The organism is Rheinheimera aquimaris (assembly GCF_020531985.1).
In the GTDB taxonomy this organism is placed as follows: Bacteria; Pseudomonadota; Gammaproteobacteria; order Enterobacterales; family Alteromonadaceae; genus Alishewanella; species Alishewanella aquimaris.
Window position 1 is genome coordinate 57,611 of the sequence record NZ_JAJAVQ010000008.1, and the last position, 25,537, is coordinate 83,147.

Here is a 25,537-nt window from a genome sequence, read left to right on the forward strand (position 1 = left end):
TAAAATGCGCCTTCCAAGTGGTGACTGTAGCTCAGTTGGTAGAGCCCCGGATTGTGATTCCGGTTGTCGTGGGTTCGAGCCCCATCAGTCACCCCACTCTTCTCTTCTTTGCTAAGCTAAGTACTTCCGATAGTGTCACAGAGAACATTATGCTGAGTCTCGCCGCGATACAGCAGCAACTACAACAATCCAGCCTGCCACCGGTCGAAACCTGGGATCCGCCTTTTTGCGGCGATATACCGTTGCAAATTGACAGCAACGGCGATTGGCTATACCAGCATAGTAAAATTCAGCGCCCTGCTTTGATAAAGCTGTTCGCATCCGTGTTGCTACGTCAGAACGATGCATATTACTTACAAACGCCGGTAGAAAAAGTCCGTATCGAAGTAGTTGATGCGCCGCTGATTGTGACACAACATAACTGGCTGGAGACAGATAACGGCAGAGCACTCTGCCTGACGCTTAATACAGAGCAAGAGATAGTTGTCAGCCCGCAATATCCGTTAGCACTACAGCGTGATCCGCAGCAGCAGTTTTTACCCTATCTGCAATTATGGCGTGGCCTGACAGCGAAGCTGCACCGCAATGTCTATTATCAGCTGGCGGAACATGTCAGCGCTGTCTACTGTAATGCCCGGTTACATTACCAGATAAAAAGTGGTGGTTTCCCATACACTTTCGCCATAAGCGCCTGTGATGCTGGTCGGTGAAATACGACACTTTATCTAAAGCCGGTTGCTGAATCAGACGACTGTGTTATCACTTAGTGTCTATTTGATCACATAAGGCCATAACAACATGAAGAAAACGCCAATAGCAATCCTGCTCAGCACCGCTTTTATTTGTAGCTCAGCTATCTGTAGCGTCAATGCCGCTACATTGATCCATGCAGGTAAAATTATTACCGCCGAAAACGGTAAAATTCTTACCGACCACACCATCGTCGTAGAGCAGGACAAAATATCAGCGCTGGAAGCAGGATTTCGCCAAGCCAACGCTGACGACACTGTTATCGACCTGAAGCAACATACCGTCATGCCTGGTCTCATGGATATGCATACACATTTTTATACCCAATTTAGTCCTTCCGTATACAGCGAAGGATTCACCATGAATGAAGCAGACTATGCGCTTCGGGGGGCCACTTTTGCTGAGAAAACCCTTATGGCTGGCTTTACCACGGTGCGGGAGCTGGGTGACAATAATCAGATTAGTGTGGCACTTAAAAAAGCCATTGCTAAAGGGTATATCAAAGGGCCACGAATTTACGCAGCCGGTAAATCTATCGCTACAACCGGCGGCCACGCCGACCCGACTAATGGGCTGGCCTATGCATTAATGGCAGATCCTGGACCAAAAGAAGGTGTAATTAATGGCCCCGATGATGCCCGCAAAGCCGTGCGTCAGCGCTATAAAGAAGGCTCGGATTTAATAAAGATTACTGCCACAGGCGGTGTGCTCAGTGTTGCCAAAAGTGGCAGCAATCCTCAATTTACAGATGAAGAGCTGGCAGCAATTGTCAGTACAGCAAAAGATTATGGTATGAAAGTGGCTGTGCATGCCCATGGCAAAGAAGGTATGGAACGGGCGATCCGGGCGGGTGTCGACTCTATCGAACATGGCACTTACATGGATAAAAACACCATGTCAATGATGCGAAAACAAGGCACCTACTTTGTGCCAACAATCAGTGCTGGCAAATGGGCAGAAGAAAAATCACATATTGCCGGCTTCTTTCCTGACCTGGTCAGGCCTAAGGCCGCTACTATTGGCGGAAAAATTCAGCAAACCTTTGCTGAGGCTTATAAAGCAGGTGTAAAGATTGCTTTTGGCACAGACGCAGGTGTGTATGAACATGGTAATAACTGGCGCGAGTTTATCTACATGACAGAAGCTGGTATGCCAGCGCTTGAAGCCATTCACAGTGCCACAATCGAAGGGGCTCGCCTGCTGGGCGTAGCGGATGAGCTGGGCAGCATTAAAGCAGGTAAGCTGGCAGATATCGTCGCCGTACAGGGCGATCCTTTACAGGATATAAACTTGATGGGACAAATCAGCTTCGTGATGAAAGCTGGTCAAATCTTCCGGCAATAATAACGTCGCGCTTCCGGTTTTATTCGGGCTGGAAGCGCTTTAACAATGCATTCGTATCGGCAAGAATAAAGTCTTTCAAGTCCTGTTCAGCTTTCAGTCTGATACTGTCTTGCTGCTGCGTCAGAGCTTTATCTTGCTCTTTGCGCGCCTGATGTGTCGGCATATCTTTAACTACCTGATACATCTGATGTATGCCAGGATAAGTCGTTACCGGGTCTGGTTCATGTTCCGGCACCAGATGATCCAATAACACCCACACCCTAAGAGCGCCTTCAGATAGTTCGCATTGCTCTTCGCGCATTGCCTTACATATTAGTACAATACTATCGCGCAGATAACGCTTTTTTTCGGCCAGTTGCTGCTTTGCCTGCTTACTCTGTTGCTGCAAGCGCCACAACAGTGTGCCAGCATAAAATGCCAACCCAGCCACTAACAACGCTGCCGCAACAAAGAGTACCCACACTGTTGTCGTCAAAATCAGTCCTCATCACCCAGTAAATCTTTGCGCCAATCTTTACGTTCAAACGCGGCCAGCGGATCCAGCGGTTCATCGTCTGCGTCATCAGCTAATCCAAGCTGCTGCAGAAGCTGCTCTAAACGCGCTGTTTTGGCGTTAAAATACTTTGCATCTTTACCCGTAAGAATTTCTTCCTGCTCAACCCGCTCGAGCAGCTGTTGCAGGTAGCCATCGTTTTCTATCAGAGCCAGTTCCTGCTCCGGTGTCAACGCTAGCGGTTTCGCTTTAGCCAAACTGGCTTTCGGCTGAATTTGCAATGCCGGTTGCTGCGCATCTGCAGGTACCAGCGCTATCGGCTTCTTACTGCCAAGCCGCTTATCTTTCTTTACAGACTCACCTTTTGACACAGACGAAACAACAGCAACGCTGTTACGGCTACCTGATTTTAAACCGGCGCCTTTTTTCTTGGTCTGTTCTTTTGGCTGCCGGGTTTTACGGATATCATCCGCCGACAAATGCCGTTGTCCATTCGGGCCGGCCGAACGTGTTTTTTTCTGACGAGTCATGGTTATCACCTGTAAAAAAGGGCGCACATTTTAACCAGATTTGAGGCGAAACACTAATGCTTTCGGTGCCTCAGTATTACGACATCTGCCGCAACAAAATCCAGTTCAAAATTATCCCTGTCTGCCAGATAGCGAAAAGTATTCTCACTAAAGAAACTGACATGGGTTGGGTCAAGCTTATAATGCCAACCGGTAAAGGCGTCTAAAGTGGTGTAGCGCTTTGTCATAATGGCCAGAGTGCCGCCGGGTTTCAAAAGAGATAACCACAATGCCCACTCCTGTGCCGGATTGACAAAATGCTCTATCGCCTCACTGCAGCAGATAAAGTGATATTGCTGCTGCAACACTGTAGCGTCTGGGGCAAAATACGGATCCCATACCGCCACCGTTTGCCCGGCTTCCGTTAACATTTTTGCCAGTAAAGGCCCAGGGCCGCAGCCAAAGTCCAGGCCGGATAACCCCTGCTCGGGTAGCACCTGTAGTAAAGGACCCGCTAATCGCTGCAGGAACTTACGATAGCCCTCATCATTCAGATCATTCTGGTGTAGCTGGTACTGCGCCAATTCATCTTGCGCTGAGAGCACGGCTCCCCTATCGGCAAAGACGAGACTACAGCATTGGCACTGATAATAACTGCGGCGGCTGTCCTGATGGAAAAACCGGCATTGCTTTGCCAGACATAAAGGGCAAGAGGAGTTCAACATAAACAGAAGATTAACCTACCAAAAGAAAAAGGCGATAAGATCGCCTTATCGCCCTGGATATATGTGTGTCAACTGGACACTTCTCTCATTCGCTGCCATCTTCCTGATGAAGTTACGACACCCTGTCTGCTCTTCCTGTTTTTATGCTGCCTTCCTGGCTGAGTAATTTTATTCTTTACGATCGTCCTGATACTTTCGTAATCTTCCCTGAGCGTGAAATCACGCAGCACATCATCCGGATGTGTTCTAAACAAAGGCACCGCGCACTTACGTACTGGTACTGACACTTCCCTGCGGATAGTCCTTGTTTTCATTCGTTACGAAATGTAACTGAGGCTTAATTTACTCTGATGAGTTTATATGGCAATACACTACTCAAAAAAAACTACATTATTTTTAATATTCAGGATAATTAACTATAAAAATCAATAAATTAAAATGAAAAAACAGTTCAAAAAAGTTCAATTTATTTTAAGGAAGGCTATTTTCCTACACTAGCTGTGAGATATATCTCACAAAATTTTGGCCCCAAAATAAAAAAACCGGCGATGAACACCGGCTTTTGCGCGATAAAATTCAGCAGGCGCTACGAATAATTAGTGCAAACCGCCCAGATATTGTGAAAGCACCTCAATATCTTCATCGGTCAGTTTTCTGGCAATATCCTGCATCATGCCATTTAAATCATTTGCCCGCTTACCTTCACGGAATTCCGTCAACGTCGTTTTAAGATATGTAGCGTGCTGAAATGAAATTTTTGGGAAACCACCCAGACCCAAACCCGAACCGCGCGGACCATGACACGCAATACAGGCTGCAATGCCGCGGCTGGCATCGCCGCCACGGTATAACTTTTCACCACGTGCTATGACATTTTCAGGTGTCGCGCCCGCTTTCATTTTTTGGGAAGCAAAATATGCTGCCAGATCTTTCATATCCTGATCAGACAATGCCGCTACCATACCAAACATGATGCTGTTATTACGGCCTTGCTTGCCACCGGTTTCCATGCCTGTTTTAAAGTCTTTTAATTGCTTATATAAATATGTCGCATGCTGCCCGGCAAGCTTTGGATACATATCCACTAAACTATTGCCATCGGCGCTATGGCAAGCTGCACATACTGCTGATTTCGCTTTACCGGCTTCGGCATCACCATCAAACGCCTGAGCTGTTCCGATAAGACCGAATAACAGCGTCAGTGGAAATAGAATTTTTTTCATTTTTTATCCGTCTCTGTCCGCATTAAACCGCCAGCATACTGGCAACCAAGTGTAATAACCCTAATTTTTATGCCTATTTTACACGAAACTGGTCAAAGTAAAATCCCATACAGCGCGCAAAAGCTTCTGCCGATCCCTCAGATCCGCTACAATGCCACCAAACGATTCGCCGGAGAAGGCTGTGTACAAGTCAAAAATTAATTATCAACGTGCTGCATTTCTAACCAGCGCACCGGATATTGCAGCTTTACCTGCTGATGAAGGTATCGAAGTTGCCTTTGCCGGGCGTTCTAACGCTGGCAAATCCAGTGCGTTAAATACACTAACTAAGCAAAATAGCTTAGCCCGCACCAGTAAAACGCCCGGGCGGACTCAACTTATTAACACCTTCAGCCTGGATCCAACACGCCGGCTAATTGATTTACCTGGCTACGGTTTTGCTAAAGTACCGTTAGCGGTAAAGCAAAAATGGCAGAAATCGCTGGCTGAATACCTGATGAAACGCGACAGCCTCAAAGGCCTGGTTGTATTAATGGATATTCGACACCCGCTAAAAGATCTCGATCAGGACCTGATTCACTGGGCTGTAGAAAGTGAGCTACCCGTACTCATTCTGCTGACTAAAGCGGATAAGCTTGGCCCGGGAGCCAGAAAGAAGACCTTACTTGAGGTGCGGGAAGCTGCATTGGCATTTATGGGTGATGTAACTGTGCATAGCTTCAGTTCATTAAACAAACAAGGATTGAGTGATTTGGAACAAGTGCTTGATCTCTGGTTTGGCGCCGATGAAGCAGCACAAATCATTGTAGAATAACAGGCATAAAAAAACCGACACACTCAGGTGTCGGTCATAGCAAACGGGGAGAAGCTATAATTTCAAATCAACAGGGTGTCTTATTGCTAAGACAGATTCATTATACAGCAATTCTTACCGGTTTGAAGTATTTACTCTAAAAAATCTAATAAATTTTCAGTTTCCCCGTCAACTTTCTGCAGCCTATTGTCACATAGAAATACATTTCGTATTTTAACAACGGTTATGCCATCGATTTCAAAAAAGCAAAAAAAAACGCCCCACTGCAAGCAGTGGGGCGGCTAAATAAGCCTACTTTCTTGCGCTGCAGCTCTATTGAGCTCAGACACTGAAAGATAGAACATCTTACCTCTGTACCCTACAACTCAAATTTTAACCAGGCCGAGCCGGAATGCAAGTCATTTTTGTAATAAAACTACAAAATACCAATATAAGCAAAATACTGATTTAATTTGGTAATTAAATTACCAACGCTTATTGGTTAGAAAAAAACCCGCCTTGAGGCGGGTTGGGAAAGGGTACAGGAGAGAAACTAACAGCATTACTAATTTTTCAGACTCACTCTTTACACTGTTAGTTCAAAATATTTAGTGCGCCTGATCCCAGTTATCACCATCGCCAGCTTCTGCCAGCAACGGCACATCTAACTGTGCCGCCTTGGCCATCAGCTCAACCAATTGCGGCTTAACTGACGAGACCTTATCTGCATCGACTTCAAATACCAGTTCGTCGTGAACCTGCATTATCATTGTCGCAGCAGGTTCAGTCTGTTGGCGTAACCAGTTATCAACGACAATCATAGCTTTTTTGATAATATCTGCAGCAGTGCCCTGCATAGGTGCGTTGATTGCAGCACGTTCGGCACCTTTTCGCCGCGCCATATTCTGCGCATTGATCTCCGGTAGGTATAATCTCCTGCCAAACAATGTTTCGACATAACCGGACTCGTGCGCTTGCTTGCGGGTACGTTCCATATAATCCAGGACGCCGGGGAACCTTTCAAAGTAACGATCAACATACTGCTGCGCTTCGCTGCGGCTAACGCCGAGTTGTTTGGCAAGGCCAAATGCGGACATACCGTATATCAGGCCGAAATTAACAGCTTTGGCACTACGTCGCTGATCGGACGTAACTTCGTCCAGCGCCACACCAAAAACTTCTGCCGCCGTTGCACGGTGAATATCCCGTCCGTGGGCAAAGGCCTCAAGTAATGCTTTATCCTGCGACAGATGCGCCATGATCCGCAATTCTATCTGAGAATAATCGACAGCCACAATTTTCTTGCCTGGTGGGGCAATAAATGCCTGACGGATGCGGCGCCCTTCTTCGGTGCGGATAGGGATGTTTTGTAAATTGGGATCGGTTGAGCTAAGCCGACCTGTTGCTGCCACAGCCTGATGATAAGACGTATGTACTCTGCCGGTTTGCTTATTTTGCATCCGCGGTAGCTTATCCGTGTAAGTAGATTTTAACTTGGTTAAGCCACGATGTTCAGTGATAAGCTTGGGAAAGTCATATTCCAGCGCCAACTCAGCCAGCACGTCCTCAGCCGTTGAAGGCGCGCCTGTTGGTGTCTTTTTAAGCACAGGTAATTTCATCTGCTCGAATAGAATTTCCTGTAATTGCTTAGGCGACGACAAATTGAACGGCTTGCCTGCCTGTTCAAAAGCCAGCTTCTCTAATTCAGCAATACGTTCAGCCAGTTGTTCGCTTTGCTTAGCCAGTAGCTTAGAATCAATCAGCACGCCATGTCTCTCTATACGGGACAATATATCTACCAGCGGCATTTCGATATCCTGCAGTACAGTGACCAAACCGTTATGCTGTTTTAGCTGCGGCCATAGCGCCTGATGAAGCCTTAACGTAATGTCAGCATCTTCAGCTGCATAATGCGCGGCCTTTTCCAGCTCGACCTGGTTAAATGTCAGCTGCTTAGTGCCCTTACCAGCAATATCCTCAAAACTTACCGTTTTGTAACCGAGGTATTTAAGCGCCAGACTATCCATATCATGCCGTGCGGCTACGGAATTCAACACATAGGACTCAAGCATCGTATCAAATACGACACCGGACAGCGCGATGTTGTAACGAGCCAGCACGCTTTGGTCATACTTCAGGTTCTGTCCTACCTTAGCTTTACTATCATTCTCAAGCCAGGGCTTTAATTGCGCTAATACCCAGTCACGTTCAAGTTGCTCCGGAGCACCAACATAGTCATGTGCGACAGGCACGTACCAGGCATTCCCCGCTTCGGTAGCAAAAGACAATCCAACCAAATCGGCTTGCATATAGTCCAGGCTGGTCGTTTCGGTATCAAAAGCAGTCAACTCTGCAGCGCTGAGTTGTTCGAGCATACTATTAAACGCGGCCTTATCCAGAACCGTTATATAGTTCGCAGACGTTACCTTATCACTATCTTGCGAAGCTTCTTCTGTACCAGCTTCTGGCAGCGCCACATCCTGACCAGTGTTGTTTTCAGTATCCGCACTGACAGTTGCCCCCGCACTCAACACTTCGCTGAGCCAGCGACGGAACTCGCATTCTTTATAGAGTTCAGCAAGGCGCTCATTATCAGCGGTTTTAATCATCAAATCTGCCAGTTGATATGGCAATTCAACGTCTGTCTTAATTGTGGCCAGCTGATAGGAAAGTTCTAACTGGCTGCGATATTCGTCCAGCTTTGCTGCCATGGTCTTAGCGCCGCGGAACGTCAGTGTCGCGACCTTATCCAACTGCTGATATATCTGCTCTATTGAGCCTAACCCCTGCAACAACGCCGCAGCAGTCTTCTCACCAACACCAGGTAAGCCTGGGATATTATCTACTTTGTCTCCCATCAGAGCCAAGTAGTCGATGATAAGCTCAGGCGGAATGCCAAACTTATCTACTACGCCCTGCGGGTCCAGCAGAGTATTGGTCATCGTATTAATCAGGGTGACATGTTGGTCGACTAGCTGCGCCATATCTTTGTCGCCGGTGGAAATTAAAGTGTGTCGTCCTTGCTGGCTGGCTTGACGCGCTAATGTCCCGATAACATCATCAGCTTCCACGCCACTGACACATAACAGCGGTAAACCCATCGCTTCAATAATACGATGCAACGGTTCAATCTGACTGCGCAGATCATCCGGCATCGGCGGGCGATGGGCTTTATATTCACTATACATATCGTTGCGGAATGTCGGCCCTTTAGCATCGAATACAACCGCCATCTGTTCTGGCTGATACTGTCGTAACAAACTTTTAAGCATGTTTACCACACCGTAGATTGCACCAGTGGCTTCCCCGCGGGAGTTAGTCAAATGTGGTGGCGCATGATAGGCACGGAACAGATAAGACGAACCATCAACCAGAATAAGCGGAGTACCAGGAATAGAAACCATCAGTAAATTTGTCCTGAAGAGTAAAGAAAGCTATGGGCTATAGCATGCCACAGGCACCCTGTTTACTGCCAGCAAGTCTGCCGGGTGCAGCCATATTAAAAGCTGTGGATAACTTTGTGAAAAACCAAAGCAGAAATGCTGGTGCTTTAACTAAAAGCCCAGTTTAGGGTAAACATAATTCTTTGTTTTAAAAGAAAAAATAAGGGAGTTACTGCTGAGCCCATATTATTATTTTTGTACTTCCTTTTTGTGGAAAACTCTTTTCTAATGTTTTCCGTCGGCGGAAAACGTAGTGCCTCTAAGTATCTACCGGTCAAGTAGACTACCACACTGAACGCAGATGCAAAGCAAAACCCTTAAATAATTTTGCTTTTAAAAAAGTTTCAAACTGACATGAAAAGCATATGCGAGTATTGGCGCTATATTGCCGGGTTTTTACAGTTCGCCCCCCTGCTTATCTACTTTATCGCGTTATGCCCTAATCGACAGATCAGCAGCGACTATAGGGCTTCCCCTTGCCGCAGCTTGGAGGCTATAATGGCGCAAACTTTGTGCGGACATTACCACAGGAATCTATAACATGACTAAATTCACCCTAGCGATAGCTTTGCTGTTAACGACATTTGGCATCCATGCCAGCGCTGATGCAGACAAAGAAGCTTTGGCTAAGCGCCTTGCACCTGTTGGGCAAGTATATGTTGCTGGTGCAGCAGCCGCGCCAGCAGCAGGCGCATCAGGTCCGCGCAGTGGTGAGAAAGTGTACCAAACAGCGTGCTTCGCCTGTCATGGTACCGGGGCGCTGAATGCACCGAAGAAAGGTGATGCAGCCTGGAAACCCCGTTTAGAACAAGGCTATGACACCTTGCTGAAGCATGCGATTGAAGGTATCCGAAATATGCCTGCCCGCGGCACTTGTGGTGACTGTAGTGATGACGAGCTGGCTGCAGCAATTAAGTTTATGACTGAAGGCGTCTAAATTGCAGCGTTAATGCTTTTAAATAAAGGCCACTTGAAGGTGGCCTTTATTGTCTTTGTTGTTTTATATAAAAAATTGACCTAAGAAAAGGTATAAATAATCGCTATACGCCTCTTCCAAGTGGTTAAACTTTGTGCATAATGATGCGCTGTTAACATAAAGTCGCAGCTGTTCGACTGTAAAAATAAGAGTCAGGGTTGAAGGGATCAACGAAGCTGAACAAAAGCCAAAAACAGGCGGAAAACAAATTACGCCGCTTAACATTACTGGCACAGCGTTATAAGCAGGCGTACATTACTCAGGGCGCCTTGTTGCGGCTGTCTGAATTAGCAAGCACGATTAGTGACATGCGGGACTTTTATCCTGCTATTCACAAGATGGTGTCTGAATTGTTGCATGCCGAAAATTTCTACGTCGTGTTCTATGACAACGAAAGTGAGCTATATTCCCCGCAATATTTCTCTGATGAGAAAGACCAGCAGATCATTGATCAGGTTCCTTCGAGTGCATTTTCCAGCGGATTGACCGGTTATGTTGTCCGCACAGGTAAACCACTACTTTGCGATAGTCAGCAGTTCGAACAATTGATTGCAGAGGGCCATATCCAGTCTCAGGGCTCGCCAAGTACACATTGGCTCGGTATTCCGCTTTGCCGTGGCAGTAAAGTCATTGGCGTAATGGCAATTCAGTCATATAACGAAAAGCAGCTTTACACCGAGTCTGATTTAGATCTGTTCTGCAGCATCGGTGGGCATACCATTACAGCGTTGGACAGGGTTAAAAGCCGTGAGCTGCTGGAAGACACGGTACGACAACGAACCCGTCAGCTACAGAAGATTAACAGTTCCCTGCAGAAAGAAATCAAAGAGCGTAGCAATGCTGAGCAGTTGCAGGCCGCGTTGTACCGCATATCAGAGCTCACTGCCAGCAGCCATGACATGAACAGCTTCTATCATGCTGTACACCAGGTATTATCCGGCCTGATGCCTGCAGAAAATTGCTACATAGCACTGTTAGATCCGGACAAAGCAAAGCTGACTTTTCCATTCTATCTTGATCAATATTCTCCGCCAGCCAGAGAGCGTCCACTCAGCCGAGGTTTTACCGAATATGTGATTCGTTGTGGCGATGCCAGATTAATTAACAGTGAAAAAGCTACCGAACTGGTCAATGCCGGCGAGATACGCCGTGGTATGGCGTCTCCTAACCATCAGGCCCGCTACTCGACCAGTTGGTTGGGTGCTCCACTGCTAATCGACCAAAAGGTTATTGGAGTTATCGCTTTACAGTCTTATGAACAGAGTTACAGCTACAGCGATACAGAGCTGAATATTCTACGTTTTGTTTCTCAGCATATTGCCGTTGCTATCCAACGCAAATTGGCGACAGAACAGCAAAAACGTCAGCAGGAAGATCTCGAACGCAAAGTGTTTGAAAGTACACGCGAGTTACGCCAAACCAACCTGTTTCTGCGCCTGCAGGTCGAAGAGCGGAAAAAAGCCGAGCAAAAACTGTTTTACGAAGCTAACCACGATGCCCTGACAGGCTTGGCTAACCGGCAGATGTTCTTACAGCAGTTAAAGCAGCAATTCGCCCTGAGTAAACGCCAGCCACAACTGAACATGGCGCTGCTGTTTATCGACTTAGACCGCTTTAAATTGATCAACGATACGTTGGGGCATCATGTTGGCGACGCCTTTCTGATTGAAGTGAGTAAGCGCCTGCTCAGTACAGTGCGTGAGCATGATCTTGTAGCACGTTTGGGTGGCGATGAGTTTGTTGTATTACTGACCAGCCTGTTGGATGATACTGACGCTGAAGATATTGCAGAGCGTATTATTGACAGGATCCGTCAGCCCTTTTTATTGCAAGGCCAACCTGTGCACTCAGGTGCCAGTATTGGTATCGCCCAGTTCCAGAATGATCACAGTGCTGCAGAGGCTATTTTACGAGATGCTGATGCCGCTATGTATCAGGCTAAATCGATGGGGCGCAACCGCTTTGTCATATTTAATGACACTATGCGCGAGAGGATGCTGCAAGCACTGACGATGGAGCAAGTGATACAACAAGCTCTGGAACAACAACAATTTACGGCAGTATTCGAACCGGTTTTATGTGGCCAGGGCCGGGATCTGATGGGGTATGAAGTACACACTCAATGGCAACACCCCGAACTTGGCACTCAATATGATTTCAGTAAGTATGCTGCCGATGCCGGCATGACGCCACAAATAGAGCAGCTGATGTTACAACAGGCATGCAGGCATCTTACAGTCAGCAATAACGATACCGGTTTGCTGACCGTCAAACTCAGTACTGCGCACCTGCAACAACCCGAGCTGTTCGAAAAATTAAAGCAACAACTTGCAGTTCTGGAGCATAAACACAGGCTATGTCTGGCATTCACGGAGCGCGAGTTACTGCAGGCAGACAGCTCTGCTTACGGGCCGCTAAAACAACTAAAGCAAATGGGCATCAGGCTGGCCCTGCATCAGTTCGCTGCTGAAACGGCTCCGATGGGGTTATTGTTACAACAGTTGTTTGAATTCGTAAAGCTCGACGCCACCTTCTGTCGGCAACTGCCACGCAATGAGCAAAAGCGTCAGTTACTTCAGATGCTGCAAACCTTAGCACTAAGTTACAAATTCCGCTTACTGGCAGACGGCGTCGACAATGCTGACTTGCTTAACCTGTTGCTGGCAGAGGGCTGCTGCTTTATGCAGGGCAAATATGTTGCGGAGTTACTCAGCGCCCACGAGCTGGCTAATGCGCCGTCAGTTGTTTTTCAACAACTGGCGTAAACGCTCAATATGCGCGGCCCCTGTCTGCTGACGCTGCTCAGCGGTTTTCACTGGTGCCGCATTTTGCCATTCCAGATCATCCTGTGGCAGCTCATATAAGAACCGGCTTGGTTCAGGACGAATCGTCTCGCCAAACTGACGTCGCTCTTTGGCATAGGTAAAAAATAACTCACGCTGAGCACGGGTAATACCAACATAAGCCAGCCGCCGCTCTTCCTCGACGTTATCTTCATCTATGCTACTCTGGTGCGGCAATATCCCCTCTTCCATCCCCACCATAAACACATAAGGAAACTCCAGGCCTTTCGAAGCGTGCAGCGTTAACAGCTGCACCTGATCAGCATTGTCTTCCTGCTCCTGACGTTCCATCATGTCGCGCAGCGTCAGACGGGTTACCACCTCCGGCAGTGTCATCGGTTCATCATCGTCTTTACCCTGCAGCATCTCTGTTATCCAACGATACAGCTCATTGACATTCTTCAGTGCCATTTCGGCAGCTTTCGGGCTGGTGCTGGTTTCAAACAACCAGGCTTCATAGTGGCTTTGCCGGATTAAATCCCGAATGGCTTCAGCGGGATCTGCCCGCTGCACATTATCGGCAATACCAACTATCCATTGCGCAAACTGTTTAACCGCATTATGGGCACGGGCGGACAAATGCATCGATAACTCGCTTTCGCAACAGGCAGCAAACAAACTGATATGTTTCTCATTCGCCAGATTGCCAATTTGCTGCAGTGTCGCCGCGCCGATTTCGCGCCGCGGCACATTAATCACACGCAACAAAGCGTTATCATCATCCTGATTTACCACCAGCCGCAGGTACGCCATCACATCTTTAATTTCAATGCGTGAAAAAAATGAGGTGCCGCCGGAGATTTTGTACGGAATGCGGTTGGTCATCAGCGCTTTTTCAAACAAGCGCGACTGATGATTGCCACGATAAAGCAGAGCATAATCCCGATATTGGCTGCGGTTAATAAAACGGTGCGAGATTATCTCTGCGACCACTTTTTCGGCTTCGTCTTCTTCATGCTTACAGGGCAAAACTTTAAGTGGCACACCATAACCATTCTCACTGAACAGCTGTTTATCAAATTCATGCGGGTTATTGGCAATCAGGATATTGGCCGCTTTTAAAATACGCTCGGCCGAGCGGTAATTTTGCTCCAGCTTAATCACATTCAGGCTGGGAAAGTCGGTTTTTAACAGCACCAGGTTTTGTGGCCGGGCACCACGCCAAGAATAAATAGACTGATCGTCATCGCCTACGACGGTAAAGCGCTGCCGCTCACCCACCAGCCACTTAACTAACTGATACTGGCTGGTATTCGTATCCTGGTATTCATCGACCAGCAGATACTGAATTTTATGCTGCCACTTGGCGCGTACCTCGGCATTGTGCTGAAACAACAGGGTTGGCATCAGAATTAAGTCATCAAAGTCTAATGCATTGTAAGCAGTAAGTTGCTGACTATACTGCTGATAGTAATTCGCAAAACTGATACTTTGGGCGTCTGTCGCTTCAGCCAGCGCTTTGGCCGGCAGCGTCAGTTCATTTTTCCAGCTGCTTATTTTGCTTTGCAGGGCCCGTAGGATATCTTTATCACCCTGAATATCATGTTCGCTCAGCTCTTTTAACAATGCCAGGCTATCCTGATCGTCGAATAACGTAAAGTTGGCTTTATAACCAATATGCCGGTATTCCTTTTTCAGAATTTCCAAACCCAGGGTGTGAAAAGTTGAAATTGTCAGGCCACGGGTGGCCGCTTTGGGCAGTTGATGGTTAATACGCTCACGCATCTCGCGTGCCGCTTTATTGGTAAAGGTTACCGCGGCAATATGGCGCGCAGGCAAATTGCATTCCTGAATTAAATACGCAATTTTATTAATAATAACCCGGGTTTTGCCGCTGCCGGCCCCCGCCAACACCAGGCACGGCCCGGAAATAAATTTAACTGCAGCATTTTGTTGCGGATTTAACTTCATTGACACACCCTTATACCAAGGCGGGCATTGTAACGAAATTTGCCGCTAATTAGCATTCGACTGACAGCTTTTGCCCTGTAGAATAACGCTGAAGGTTTTGCACGAGGTCGCAAGTTACTGATGTAACACAGGAGAACGAAATGATAGATGCAAAAAAAATTGAAGATATCGCCAAACAAATTGGCAATGCTATCCCACCACAAGTACGGCAGTTCGCTGATGATGTCGAAGCCAAGGTTAAGCAGGTACTGCAAAATAAACTGGCAGATATGGATTTTGTCAGCCGTGAAGAGTTTGATGTACAGCGCCAGGTGCTACTGCGCACGCGCGAAAAGCTGGAGCAATTGGAGCAGCAAGTTGCAGCATTAATGGCAGAGAAAACTCAGCAATTTAACAGCAAAGAATTGCCTTCATCTGACCAACAGTAAGGCAGATAAAAAAACAGAGCCCGAAGGCTCTGTTTTTCTTTACTGATTAACCACGCTTGCGGCGCAGCAGCAATAATGGCAGTGCCAGTAAGCTAAACCAGCCAAAGCTACCACTTGATGGTTTATTTACCGTTACGCTTACCGTTGCCGTGCCTGTCATACCTGCACTGTCTGTCGCGGTAATAACAACGCTGTGGGTTTTAGCATCAGACTTGGTTGGGGTACGCGCCAGCACCAGCTGATTATTTACTACAGTAAACAAGCTATTGTTAGCTGTCAGGCTGTTTACCGTTGCCCCCGCTTCAGTGACATTTACCGCCACATTACCCAGGCTGGTGCCTGATGCAGCACCAACATCAACCTTGGCTTTGGTCAGCGTTACCGACACCAGCGGGTTTTCATCCGCCAGGTTATTTACGTTGACAATGACCTGCTCTGGTGCCGATACATTACCGGCTGTATCCAGCGCAATCACTTCCAGCTGTATCTGGGTTAAGCCCGCATCGTAGTTCAGCAACGCACTGTTGCTGACCATGATATCGCCGTTGCTGGCAACAGTTACCGCATTAGAATTACTACCCGCAAACACAAACTCAGAGACCGGTGAAGAGAAATCGACTTCAGCGTCAACCTTGCCAATGATGGTGCCATCAGCACTGTTTTCATCCACGCTGAATACCTGACCGGCAGTGACGACCGGCGCTTTATCAGCTGCGTTCAGATCTGCCACTGCAATACCATCACCGACATCAGACAGTAACACGAAGCCTGAGTTGGTATTCCAGTTCAGTACAGCCGACTGCCCTGGTGCCAGCTCTGTAACGGCCTCGCCTGTAGCGTCTGTCAGGGCTACATCTGGCGATAACGTCAGCTTAGCACTGGTGTAAATCAGATCATCATAGTCGATTGAACCCGACGCAAAACCCAGGTTGTAACCGTCGTTAAAGCTCAGGTAGGCAACGCTGATGTCTTTACCGATATCGGCAGCCGTCAGGCCGACATCCTCAAAGCAAGCCGTCAGAGTGACGTTACGCTGGCCTGATACATGGTAAGCATCACCGGCCATACCACTTAAGGTCCCAAATGGCACAGCAAAAGAGCCGACGTAACCGGTTGGGTAGTCGTCACTGAGGCGGGATAACAGCAAGCTCATCACTTCGTATTCGAAGTTCTCGTCATTATCAACATCCAGCAGGAAAGCAAAGTTTGCCTGTAACGTATGGCTAAGTGGTTTATCCAACGTAAAGCTTGGTGCTAACAGATAGCCCGATGAGCAGTATTCAACCGGGATTACGTCCAGCGTTGCTGCACGCAAATCCTGCGGCACCGCATCTTTCGCTGACGTTGCCACCAGTTGTGCAGCGAAGGGCTGCGCTGACACGGCACCATCGTTACGTACAATATACTGGATACCCTCTTCGGTAATATCAGAGCGGATTTTCAGATCGGCATTTGCCTTAGGCAGTATGTGGTAAACCAAATGCAGATCAATATCTTCACCGGTCGCACTGTCATTGAATAAAACCGCGCCATCGTATTCTACTACGGTCAGCAGATCATTCTTCTCATTAACGTCGCTACCGTTGTTTAACTGCCAGTCATGTAACTTAGCTGGGTCCACCGTCAGCGCGACATTAAACTGTACTGTCTGGCCAGCACCAACCGTTACCGACTCTGGCAGTTCCCAGCTCAATGCGCCAGTTGCACTGTCATTGGCAAAACGCTGCTGCACACTCAAACTGTAGGTACGTGCTTCATCGCTAAAGTTTTTCAGGCTAACCGTTTTATTGAACTGCGCTTTTTCAGTCAGAGTTTGCAGACCGTAAGACAACGCAGCCTGTTTAGTATCAAATTTACTGTCATACACCCAGGCCAGTGCTGGTGAGTTTACCGCCTTTTGTACATCAACCAGACCGGCGCCCATAGCACTTATCGGTGCAAGCTCTGCATTAGCATTTAACGCTTTAGGCTCTGCGGTAACATTCAGATTTGCCGTATTCATCAACAGCGCTTTGGCCTCAAAAGCATTCAGCTCCGGCCTTGCCTGACGCAATAAGCTGACGGCACCTGCCGTGATAGGGCCTGAGAATGAGGTTCCTGTCGCGGGTGCCAGCCCCGTGCCAGTGCCCACGTCAGCAACCATAATTGCGGTACCCGGTGCAGTAATTTCGGGCTTTAATAAGCCATCCATAGCAGGGCCGCGTGAGGTAAAATCTGAAATTGAACCCGGTGTCGCAAAAGACTCAGCTTTTACCGAATACGTTACAGCGCTGCCTTCGGCCAGCAAGGCTTTAATCCGCGCGCCCTGCTCCAGTGAGATACCAACGGCAGGAATAGTAATACCCGGCGCACTGCCACCGGCACTTACCGGACCGGCGTTAGCGGCATTATTTGCAATGATAACAAACACTGCGCCTTTAGCCTGAGCATTCAGTACTTTTTGTGTAAAGTTACATGCACCGCGGTCAATCAGAACAGTTTTACCCGTCAGGTCAATGTCGTCGGCGAAGGCATCACATGCCAGGCCATTCTCAGCAACGTATACCAGCTCGTGTTCTGCACTGGTAAAGCTGAATACGGTTACCGGGTTAAACCCGGCGGCTATCATTTCAACAGCCTCACCCGCTACCGTGTTGGCAGTAATGTGAGCGGTTTCTGCCGTCGGGTGTGTCATTGCACCTACTGACAGTGCATTCGGTGTCGTACTTGGGCCACCAACAATAAACGGGTTCGGACCATCGTTACCGGCTGATATTACCATGTTAACGCCCAGCTCTACCGCACGCTGGATCAGTAGCTGAGTACCACCGCTGGTATCTGTGGAACCGAAATCGCCACCCAGCGACATATTGATCACATCAACGCGGTCAGATAAATCACCGTCGCCATTGGGATCCATCGCGGCTTCCAGCGCATTAATTTGTGCCACACCAGTACAGTTTACCGGAGCCGGAGCGCATACCCGATAACCATAAAATGATACGTCCGGCGCTATACCATTGACCGAGTTAGCCACTGAAGTACCATGCCCCTGTGCTACGTCATCTATTGGGTTTGGGTCGTCAGCGACAAAATCATAACCACCCACCACGCTGCCTTGCGGCCAGCTGACTGCGCCAGACTGGTTGGCAAATGCTTCTGCATACGCCTCTTCTGTACCAGCCCCGCCCAGAGCGGCATGGGTATAATCGATACCAGTATCCAGAATCGCGACTTTAATGCCTGCGCCTGTCGCTACACCTGACTGTACGAGCGGTGTCGCTTTTATATATTCCTGGCTGGCAGCAACGAGAGGCTTGCTGTCATAAACAGGTAAAATCTGCTTTACGGCCGGGTTTTTTCTCAGGCTAGCCAATGCTTTATCGCTGGCCTGAACCACAATAGATGCGGCCAAATATTTGGTTGTTGTCAGCACCTCGGCGTCTTTATCCAGTTGCTGTAACTGTGATGCCACCTGCTGCTGCACCTCGGCGATATTTTGTGACAGCTGCTGCGCCCGCTGTCTGTCGTATTGGTTGCCGGACAATGCATAGCTGGTTGGCTGCGCATTCAGCTGAACCAGATAGGCAGAAGGCTGTTTTAATTCTTTATCAGCCTGTTGTAACGTGGCCTTACGCTCACCACCATATACGGTAGTTTTTGCACCCATACGGAACTGATCTATAGTTGCCGCCGATGCAGTACCGGCAACAGCCATAGTAACCGCCATAGCGACCAGTGATTTATTAATCTGTTTCAAAACGTTCTACTCCATACTTCAACTTAAGAGCGTTTTACTCTCTTTATTATTTTTGCTAGCGCAATAACTCTATTATCACACCTGTAAATAAATGTAACGCCTTAACGTAAAGTTTTTATATGGAGCTCAGATGAAAATGTAAAGTTAACCAACCAAGTTAACAGGGAATGCGATTAACAGACTGCGTAAGATAAAGATGCACACGCAACGCAGTGGCAGGCTAACGCTGTGGCAGGTAAACCGTTACAACCAAACCACCATAGGCATGGTTGTGTAGCGTGATATCGCCATGGTGCATATCGACAATTTTCTTAATGATCGCAAGACCCAGGCCTGAGCCACCGCTGCCTCGGGCGATATCGCCCTGCGTGAAAGGCTCAAACATCGCTTTCATTTGATCTTCCGGGATACCCGGTCCATGGTCGCGGATTTGCAGATAAACCCGCTTACGGTTGCGTTCAAAGCCGGTGGATATTTCAATGTCGCCGTCACTGTAGCGCAGCGCATTTTCCAGCAGATTATTCAGTAAGCGCTTAATGGCGATACGCCTTAACATAACATCCGGCAAATCATCTGCCAGCTCAGTAATAATTCGGCGCTGTTGCAGATGCTCCGCCTGTACCAGCTCCCGCACCAATGTATTCAGGTTTTCTTTCTGGCCCGGCTCTTCTTTATGATGGCGCAGATAATCAATAAACTGATCGATGATAGCGTTCATGTCATCAATATCATTAATAATGCCTTCACGGATCCAGTTGTCAGGTTCCTGCATCATTTCGGAAGCCAGCCGGATCCGTGTCAACGGTGTACGCAGGTCATGGGACACACCAGCCATCAGCAACGCCCTATCCTGCTCCAGCTGCCGGATCCCCCGGGCCATGTAGTTAAATGCTTTGGTCACAGCAATCACTTCAGTAGAGCCTTTGTGCTCGGCCAATGGTGGCGGAAACTCGCCCCGACCAACCTGCAACGCGGCTTGCTGTAAACTTTTTAGCGGGCGGTTTAGCTGCCGGGCAAACAGCCAGCCGCCACCGACACTAAGCACGCCTATCATCAACAGATAAAACGTCAACGGCGAAAAGTCAGTTTCATCCAGCCCGGTAAGCGGTACTTTTACCCAGTAATGCGGTGCTTGTGGCGGCCTGACCCAAAACGCATAAGTATCGCCCTGCGCCACCCTGACCTCTGCAGGGCCGCCGAGCTCGCGTGACATAAGATCAGAAAAGTAACCGTAGTAAATGGCTTGCTCTAGCCCCTGATGCAGCGCTTGTTGTTCGGTATACACTTCTATACCTGTCGCCTGCTGAAAGCGGGCTGTCAGCTCGGTTGATAACACCGATTGGGTGTGACCGACATCAATAAAAACCACCTTAATCTGTTTCGCAATCAGGTGATTGATCTGCTGGGTTGTCGGTTTAATCACATAAAATGCAACCGACAAATAGGATACCAACTGATTAATCAGCAACAATAAGCCAATCAGAAAAACTGTCTGACCAAAGGCACTGCGGGGGAGTAAACGCATTTAGTTCACGCTGCCATCCGGTACAAACACATATCCCAATCCCCAGACAGTCTGAATATAACGCGGGTTGGCAGCATCATCTTCCAGCATACGGCGCAGCCGCGACACCTGCACATCGATGCTGCGCTCCATCGCCGAATAATCCCTGCCGCGCGCCTGGTTCATCAGTTTATCGCGCGATAACGGCTCGCGTGGGTGGCTAACCAGTACTTTGAGAACGGCATATTCGCCACTGGTTAACGGCAACAGCTCATCGCCTTTGCGCATCTCCCGGGTAGCTAAATTAAATTTAAACGGGCCAAACTCAACCACACCTTCGGCCTGGCTCGGTGCGCCGGGCAGCTCTTTACTCTTGCGACGCATCACCGCACGAATGCGTGCCAGCAGCTCACGGGGATTAAAAGGCTTGGGCAGATAGTCATCTGCCCCCATCTCAAGGCCAATAATACGGTCAACTTCATCGCCTTTAGCGGTCAGCATAATAATAGGAATTTCGTTCTCCTGCTGGCGCAAACGGCGGCAGATAGACAAGCCATCCTCACCGGGCAGCATCAAATCCAGCACCACCAGATGAAAGTTCTCCCGCTCCATCAGCCGCTGCATCTGCTCATAGTTCGCGACGCTACGCACTATATATCCCTGCTCAACAAGGTAGCGCTCCAGCAAAGCTCGCAGACGCATATCATCGTCAACAACCAGGATTTTCGGGGTTTCAGAACTGGCCATAGTGAAGTCTCCACAATATTTGCTTCACTATAAACGAAAAAACTGCCAGGGCGAAAAACCTTGGCAGTTCTTTATGTTACAAAGTTTGTCCGGCTATTTTTGCTCGTCTTTAGCAATGCGTTTCATTGGCGGGTTAACCCAGACCACATGGCCGGTGTGGGCGCTGGTGCGGGTCAGGTTGTCAGCTTGCTCTGACAGATCCGGGTCCACTACATAAGTATATTTCGAAGGTGCCACTGAACAACCGGCTAACGCCATCACTGTTACCGTTAGAACGCTTAATAATATTGTTTTCATGCGCTGTTACCTCTTGCTACGTCGTGAATCAACTATAGCCAAGCGCGTTTTCTCTGGCTAGCATATTTTTGTGACATCTAAATGACAGGACAGAAATATTTTATAAATAAAAATAAGTTATTGTTTTCATTAGCATTAAACAACGTGCATTTGCAAAGAATGGTCTTATGCCGTCAATTTTATGGCAGTCTGATAGCCAGCATTAGCGAAAAACTGCTACCATTTGCAGTCGTTTTTAACCAGCAATAACAACTTACTCTATGCGCACAGATCTGATCACCCGCGAAGGCTTTGACGCGCTGCAACAGGAGCTGAATTACCTGTGGCGTGAAAAACGTCCCGATGTAACGGCCAAAGTGGCCTGGGCTGCCAGCCTGGGCGATCGCAGCGAAAACGCCGATTATCAGTACAACAAAAAACTGCTAAGGGAAACAGACCGGCGCATCCGCTTTTTACGTAAAAGGCTGGAGGTTCTGAAGATTGTTGATTACTCCCCTCAGCAAGACGGCAGGGTATTCTTTGGTGCCTGGGTAGAGATTGAAAATGACGATGGCGAAGTGCTGAACTTTAGAATTGTTGGCCCGGATGAGATATATGGACGCAAAGATTATATCTCTATCGACTCACCTATGGCCCGGGCACTGTTAAAAAAGGCTGTTGATGATGACGCTCTGGTGCGCACCCCGACTGGTGATAAACTTTGGTTTATTAACGCCATCCGTTACACCTAACGGCCACCTCACTGCATGTAAGATTGGATTTTTTGCCTGACAAAGGGGACAATCGGCTTATCTCGTGGTCTTTCATCTGACGTCTTTCACCCCTCAGGGTGCGTAAAATCAGGAATGTTTTGTTTATGTCTATTATTGTTAAGCAGATTGCTGCAGAAATTGCTGCCCGTCCGGAGCAGGTTGCTGCCACTATAACCTTGCTGGAAGAAGGCGCTACAGTACCTTTTATAGCCCGTTACCGTAAAGAGGTCACCGGCGGCCTGGATGACACCCAGCTGCGTCATCTGGAGCAACGTTTAACCTATCTGCGCGAGCTGGAAGAACGTCGCCAGGTGATTTTAAAAACTATTGATGAACAAGGTAAGTTAACACCAGAACTGAAGCAGGACATACTGGCAACCGACAACAAAACCCGTTTAGAAGATTTATACCTGCCTTACAAAGCCAAACGCCGCACCAAAGGGCAAATTGCGATTGAAGCCGGTATTGAACCGCTGGCCAATGCGTTATTACAAAACCCCAAGTTGAACCCGCACACTGAAGCAAGTGCTTATCTGAACGCTGATGCCGGTTTCGCTGATGAAAAAGCGGTGCTCGATGGCGCCAAGTACATATTAATGGAGCGCTTTGCTGAAGATGCTAACCTGCTGGCACGGTTGCGCCAGCATCTGGCGCAACATGCGGTAGTAAAAAGCACCGTTGTTGCAGGCAAAGAGCAGGAAGGCGCCAAATTCCGCGATTATTTCAGCCATACCGAAAGCTGGAAATCAACGCCGTCACACCGGGCACTGGCGATGTTGCGCGGTCGCAATGAAGGCGTACTGCAGTTACAACTGGTGCCTGATGCAAACGAGGAAACTGCACACAGCCTGTGTGAGCAAATGGTTGCACAACATTTTAATATCAAAGATGAAGGCCGCGCCGCCGACACCTTTTTACGTACCGCAGTGCAATGGACATGGAAAGTAAAGCTGCACCTGAGCCTGGAAAACGATTTACTTGGCGAACTACGCGAAAAAGCAGAAGAAGAAGCCATCAAAGTATTCGCCCGCAATTTGAAAGACTTGCTGATGGCCGCCCCGGCCGGTATGCGCACAACACTGGCGCTGGACCCAGGCCTGCGTACCGGTGTGAAAGTAACAGCAATTGATGAGACTGGTAAGCTACTGGCACAAACCACGATATTTCCACATGCGCCGCAAAATATGTGGGATAAATCAGTACGCACGCTGGCCGCGTTGTGCCAGCAACACAAGGTTGAACTGATAGCTATCGGTAATGGCACTGCATCACGCGAAACAGATAAACTGGCCGGCGAAGTGATTAAAGCGTTACCAGAGCAGGCCATCCAGAAAATTATGGTGTCAGAAGCTGGCGCGTCGGTTTACTCCGCTTCTGAGTTGGCGGCACAGGAATTTCCGGATCTCGACGTGTCACTGCGCGGCGCGGTATCAATTGGCCGCCGTCTGCAAGACCCGCTCGCAGAGCTGGTGAAAATTGAGCCTAAAGCTATTGGTGTTGGCCAGTACCAACACGATGTAAACCAAAGCCAGCTGACCAAATCACTCGATGGCGTAGTCGAAGACTGTGTGAACGCGGTAGGGGTGGACTTAAACACAGCCTCAGTGCCGCTGCTGTCCCGCGTAGCCGGCCTGAATAAAACTCTGGCGCAGAATATTGTATTTTACCGCGACTCCAACGGACGCTTTAACGAGCGTAAAGAGCTGCTAAAAGTGCCACGATTAGGCCCTAAAGCCTTTGAGCAAGCTGCAGGTTTCCTGCGGATCAGTAAGGGTAACAACCCGCTGGACGCCTCGGCGGTGCACCCTGAAGCTTATCCATTGGTAGAAAAAATTCTGGCAGCACATCAGAAGTCGGTTGATCAGATCATCGGCAACAGCAGCTTCTTAAAAAGCGTTGATGCCAAGGCCTTCGCTGATGAGCATTTTGGTATCCCCACCATTAGCGACATTTTAAAAGAACTGGATAAACCCGGCCGCGACCCGCGCCCCGAGTTTAAAACAGCCAGCTTTAAAGATGGCGTAGAAACGCTACAAGATCTGAAACCGGGTATGCAGCTCGAGGGCGTCGTTACTAACGTAACCAACTTTGGCGCCTTTGTTGATATTGGTGTGCATCAGGATGGTTTAGTACACATTTCTTCGTTAACCGATAAGTTTGTCAGCGATCCGCATCAGGTTGTAAAAGCCGGCGATGTGGTTAAGGTAAAAGTTCTGGATGTCGAAGTTGCACGCAAACGTATCGCATTGACGATGCGTATGGACGAGCAGCCTCAGCCCAAAACAGCAGAGAAAACAGCACCGCGGCAACAAAACAACCGCAGTGCTGCTCCGCGTCAGGCAAAACCGGCCGACAGCAACGCCGCTATGGGAAATGCCTTTGCTGAAGCCTTCGCTAAAATGAAAAAGTAGCCGCCAGTCAGTTGCAGCCATCTGCCAGCAGGCAGTTGGCTGCCAGCTACTGCAGCAATGGATGGCTAAGTCGTTGGATATCCGCCCTAGGATGAGTAGACAACTCAAACAGCAGGCGCTGATTTTCTTCATCAAAACTCATCACGCTGAGTAAATGCAGTAAATCAGGGGGCAAAAGAATAAGATCCTGCAACTGGCCATCGTTGGTATCATAATAGCTGACCAGCAACTGTCCCGGCTTCTGCTGCAGAAAGTAAATACCATGTTCTGTGATTGTCCATGCCGTGCGGGAGCTGAATATGCTGCCAGGCAGTAGCTGTTTTTCAGAACCATCGGGCAAGAGCTGCCACAAACCACGATTGCGGCCTTTGCTGAAATAAAAGCGATCTACTGCCATCATCTGGCCCCATACTCCGCCTTTAAACGTCAGTTGGTTCACATCACTTGATTGGGTATCAATACTGAAAAGATTACTGTTGTGTGAAAAAATGACCGCGCTGTCATCATACCACCAGCTAATTTTTCCATGCCAGAGTGCACCGGTTTTAAGCTGAGTCAGCTGCCCAGTTTTAACGTCCAGCAGCATAAGCTTGTCTTCTTCTTCATTCGGCAGCCGGGCTACAAAGGCAATATAGCGCCCGCTATTAGA

Annotated in this window: 19 protein-coding genes and 1 tRNA gene; 9 read left to right on the top strand and 11 right to left on the bottom strand. The window is 48.4% G+C overall.

Going from position 1 to position 25,537, the window contains the following annotated elements:
- Nucleotides 1-20: 20 nt before the first annotated feature.
- The 3 genes from LHL18_RS19210 (at nt 21) to LHL18_RS19220 (ending at nt 2,094) form a co-directional block, all read left to right on the top strand.
- Nucleotides 21-96 (top strand) — tRNA-His (locus tag LHL18_RS19210).
- Between the two features lie 53 nt (nt 97-149).
- Nucleotides 150-710 (top strand): DUF1285 domain-containing protein, encoded by a 561-nt coding sequence (locus LHL18_RS19215; RefSeq protein WP_226768297.1) that lies wholly within the window; start codon nt 150-152, stop codon nt 708-710.
- A gap of 88 nt (nt 711-798) precedes the next feature.
- Nucleotides 799-2,094 carry a metal-dependent hydrolase family protein gene (locus LHL18_RS19220; RefSeq protein ID WP_134058585.1) on the top strand — a complete coding sequence of 432 codons (1,296 nt, stop codon included), beginning with the start codon at nt 799-801 and terminating at the stop codon, nt 2,092-2,094.
- A 19-nt stretch (nt 2,095-2,113) separates the two neighbouring features.
- Here LHL18_RS19220 and LHL18_RS19225 read toward each other — a convergent pair whose 3' ends face one another.
- The 4 genes from LHL18_RS19225 to LHL18_RS19240 form a co-directional block, all read right to left on the bottom strand.
- Nucleotides 2,114-2,569, bottom strand: a complete 456-nt coding sequence (locus LHL18_RS19225; protein ID WP_134058588.1) for a DUF2489 domain-containing protein — start codon at nt 2,567-2,569, stop codon at nt 2,114-2,116.
- Nucleotides 2,570-2,571: 2 nt separating this feature from the next.
- Complete coding sequence (gene yihI, locus LHL18_RS19230) at nt 2,572-3,117, bottom strand: Der GTPase-activating protein YihI (RefSeq protein ID WP_134058591.1); 546 nt, start codon at nt 3,115-3,117, stop codon at nt 2,572-2,574.
- 53 nt (nt 3,118-3,170) lie between these two features.
- Nucleotides 3,171-3,701 (bottom strand): class I SAM-dependent methyltransferase, encoded by a 531-nt coding sequence (locus LHL18_RS19235; RefSeq protein ID WP_226768298.1) that lies wholly within the window; start codon nt 3,699-3,701, stop codon nt 3,171-3,173.
- 716 nt (nt 3,702-4,417) lie between these two features.
- Nucleotides 4,418-5,044: a c-type cytochrome gene (locus LHL18_RS19240; RefSeq protein WP_134058597.1), complete on the bottom strand. Its 627-nt coding sequence runs from the start codon at nt 5,042-5,044 to the stop codon at nt 4,418-4,420.
- A gap of 181 nt (nt 5,045-5,225) precedes the next feature.
- On the opposite strand from LHL18_RS19240, the gene yihA reads away from it, so the two are divergent.
- Nucleotides 5,226-5,858: a ribosome biogenesis GTP-binding protein YihA/YsxC gene (gene yihA, locus LHL18_RS19245; protein ID WP_134058600.1), complete on the top strand. Its 633-nt coding sequence runs from the start codon at nt 5,226-5,228 to the stop codon at nt 5,856-5,858.
- Between the two features lie 587 nt (nt 5,859-6,445).
- Here the strand turns inward: yihA and polA are convergent.
- Nucleotides 6,446-9,241: a DNA polymerase I gene (polA, locus tag LHL18_RS19250; RefSeq protein ID WP_226768299.1), complete on the bottom strand. Its 2,796-nt coding sequence runs from the start codon at nt 9,239-9,241 to the stop codon at nt 6,446-6,448.
- 580 nt (nt 9,242-9,821) lie between these two features.
- On the opposite strand from polA, the gene LHL18_RS19255 reads away from it, so the two are divergent.
- Together LHL18_RS19255 and LHL18_RS19260 are read left to right on the top strand one after the other, a co-directional pair.
- A complete protein-coding gene (locus LHL18_RS19255; RefSeq protein WP_134058606.1) occupies nt 9,822-10,217 on the top strand; it encodes a c-type cytochrome in 396 nt (131 codons plus the stop codon).
- 197 nt (nt 10,218-10,414) lie between these two features.
- Nucleotides 10,415-13,021 (top strand): sensor domain-containing phosphodiesterase, encoded by a 2,607-nt coding sequence (locus tag LHL18_RS19260; RefSeq protein WP_134058609.1) that lies wholly within the window; start codon nt 10,415-10,417, stop codon nt 13,019-13,021.
- Here LHL18_RS19260 and rep read toward each other — a convergent pair.
- Nucleotides 12,995-15,010, bottom strand: a complete 2,016-nt coding sequence (gene rep / locus LHL18_RS19265; RefSeq protein ID WP_134058612.1) for a DNA helicase Rep — start codon at nt 15,008-15,010, stop codon at nt 12,995-12,997. The two genes, LHL18_RS19260 and rep, sit on opposite strands and share 27 nt — an antisense overlap.
- 140 nt (nt 15,011-15,150) lie before the next feature.
- On the opposite strand from rep, the gene ubiK reads away from it, so the two are divergent.
- The gene (ubiK, locus tag LHL18_RS19270) at nt 15,151-15,438 is read left to right on the top strand and encodes a ubiquinone biosynthesis accessory factor UbiK (RefSeq protein ID WP_134058615.1); all 288 of its coding nucleotides are present in this window, start codon (nt 15,151-15,153) and stop codon (nt 15,436-15,438) included.
- 46 nt (nt 15,439-15,484) lie between these two features.
- Here ubiK and LHL18_RS19275 read toward each other — a convergent pair whose 3' ends face one another.
- From LHL18_RS19275 to LHL18_RS19290, 4 genes are all read right to left on the bottom strand, one after another.
- Nucleotides 15,485-19,177: a S8 family serine peptidase gene (locus LHL18_RS19275; protein ID WP_226768300.1), complete on the bottom strand. Its 3,693-nt coding sequence runs from the start codon at nt 19,175-19,177 to the stop codon at nt 15,485-15,487.
- Between the two features lie 220 nt (nt 19,178-19,397).
- Nucleotides 19,398-20,702: a two-component system sensor histidine kinase EnvZ gene (envZ, locus tag LHL18_RS19280; RefSeq protein WP_134058618.1), complete on the bottom strand. Its 1,305-nt coding sequence runs from the start codon at nt 20,700-20,702 to the stop codon at nt 19,398-19,400.
- Complete coding sequence (gene ompR, locus LHL18_RS19285) at nt 20,703-21,428, bottom strand: osmolarity response regulator transcription factor OmpR (protein ID WP_134058621.1); 726 nt, start codon at nt 21,426-21,428, stop codon at nt 20,703-20,705. It lies immediately after the preceding gene.
- A 93-nt stretch (nt 21,429-21,521) separates the two neighbouring features.
- Nucleotides 21,522-21,725 carry a hypothetical protein gene (locus LHL18_RS19290; RefSeq protein WP_134058624.1) on the bottom strand — a complete coding sequence of 68 codons (204 nt, stop codon included), beginning with the start codon at nt 21,723-21,725 and terminating at the stop codon, nt 21,522-21,524.
- 260 nt (nt 21,726-21,985) lie between these two features.
- On the opposite strand from LHL18_RS19290, the gene greB reads away from it, so the two are divergent.
- Both greB and LHL18_RS19300 read left to right on the top strand, forming a co-directional pair.
- Nucleotides 21,986-22,456, top strand: a complete 471-nt coding sequence (gene greB, locus LHL18_RS19295; protein ID WP_134058626.1) for a transcription elongation factor GreB — start codon at nt 21,986-21,988, stop codon at nt 22,454-22,456.
- Nucleotides 22,457-22,581: 125 nt separating this feature from the next.
- Entirely contained in the window at nt 22,582-24,888 is a 2,307-nt protein-coding gene (locus LHL18_RS19300; RefSeq protein WP_226768301.1) for a Tex family protein, read from the top strand.
- 46 nt (nt 24,889-24,934) lie between these two features.
- Here the strand turns inward: LHL18_RS19300 and LHL18_RS19305 are convergent.
- Nucleotides 24,935-25,537, bottom strand: a 603-nt coding sequence (locus LHL18_RS19305; RefSeq protein ID WP_226768302.1) for a TolB-like translocation protein, incomplete at its 5' end; no start/stop codon positions are given.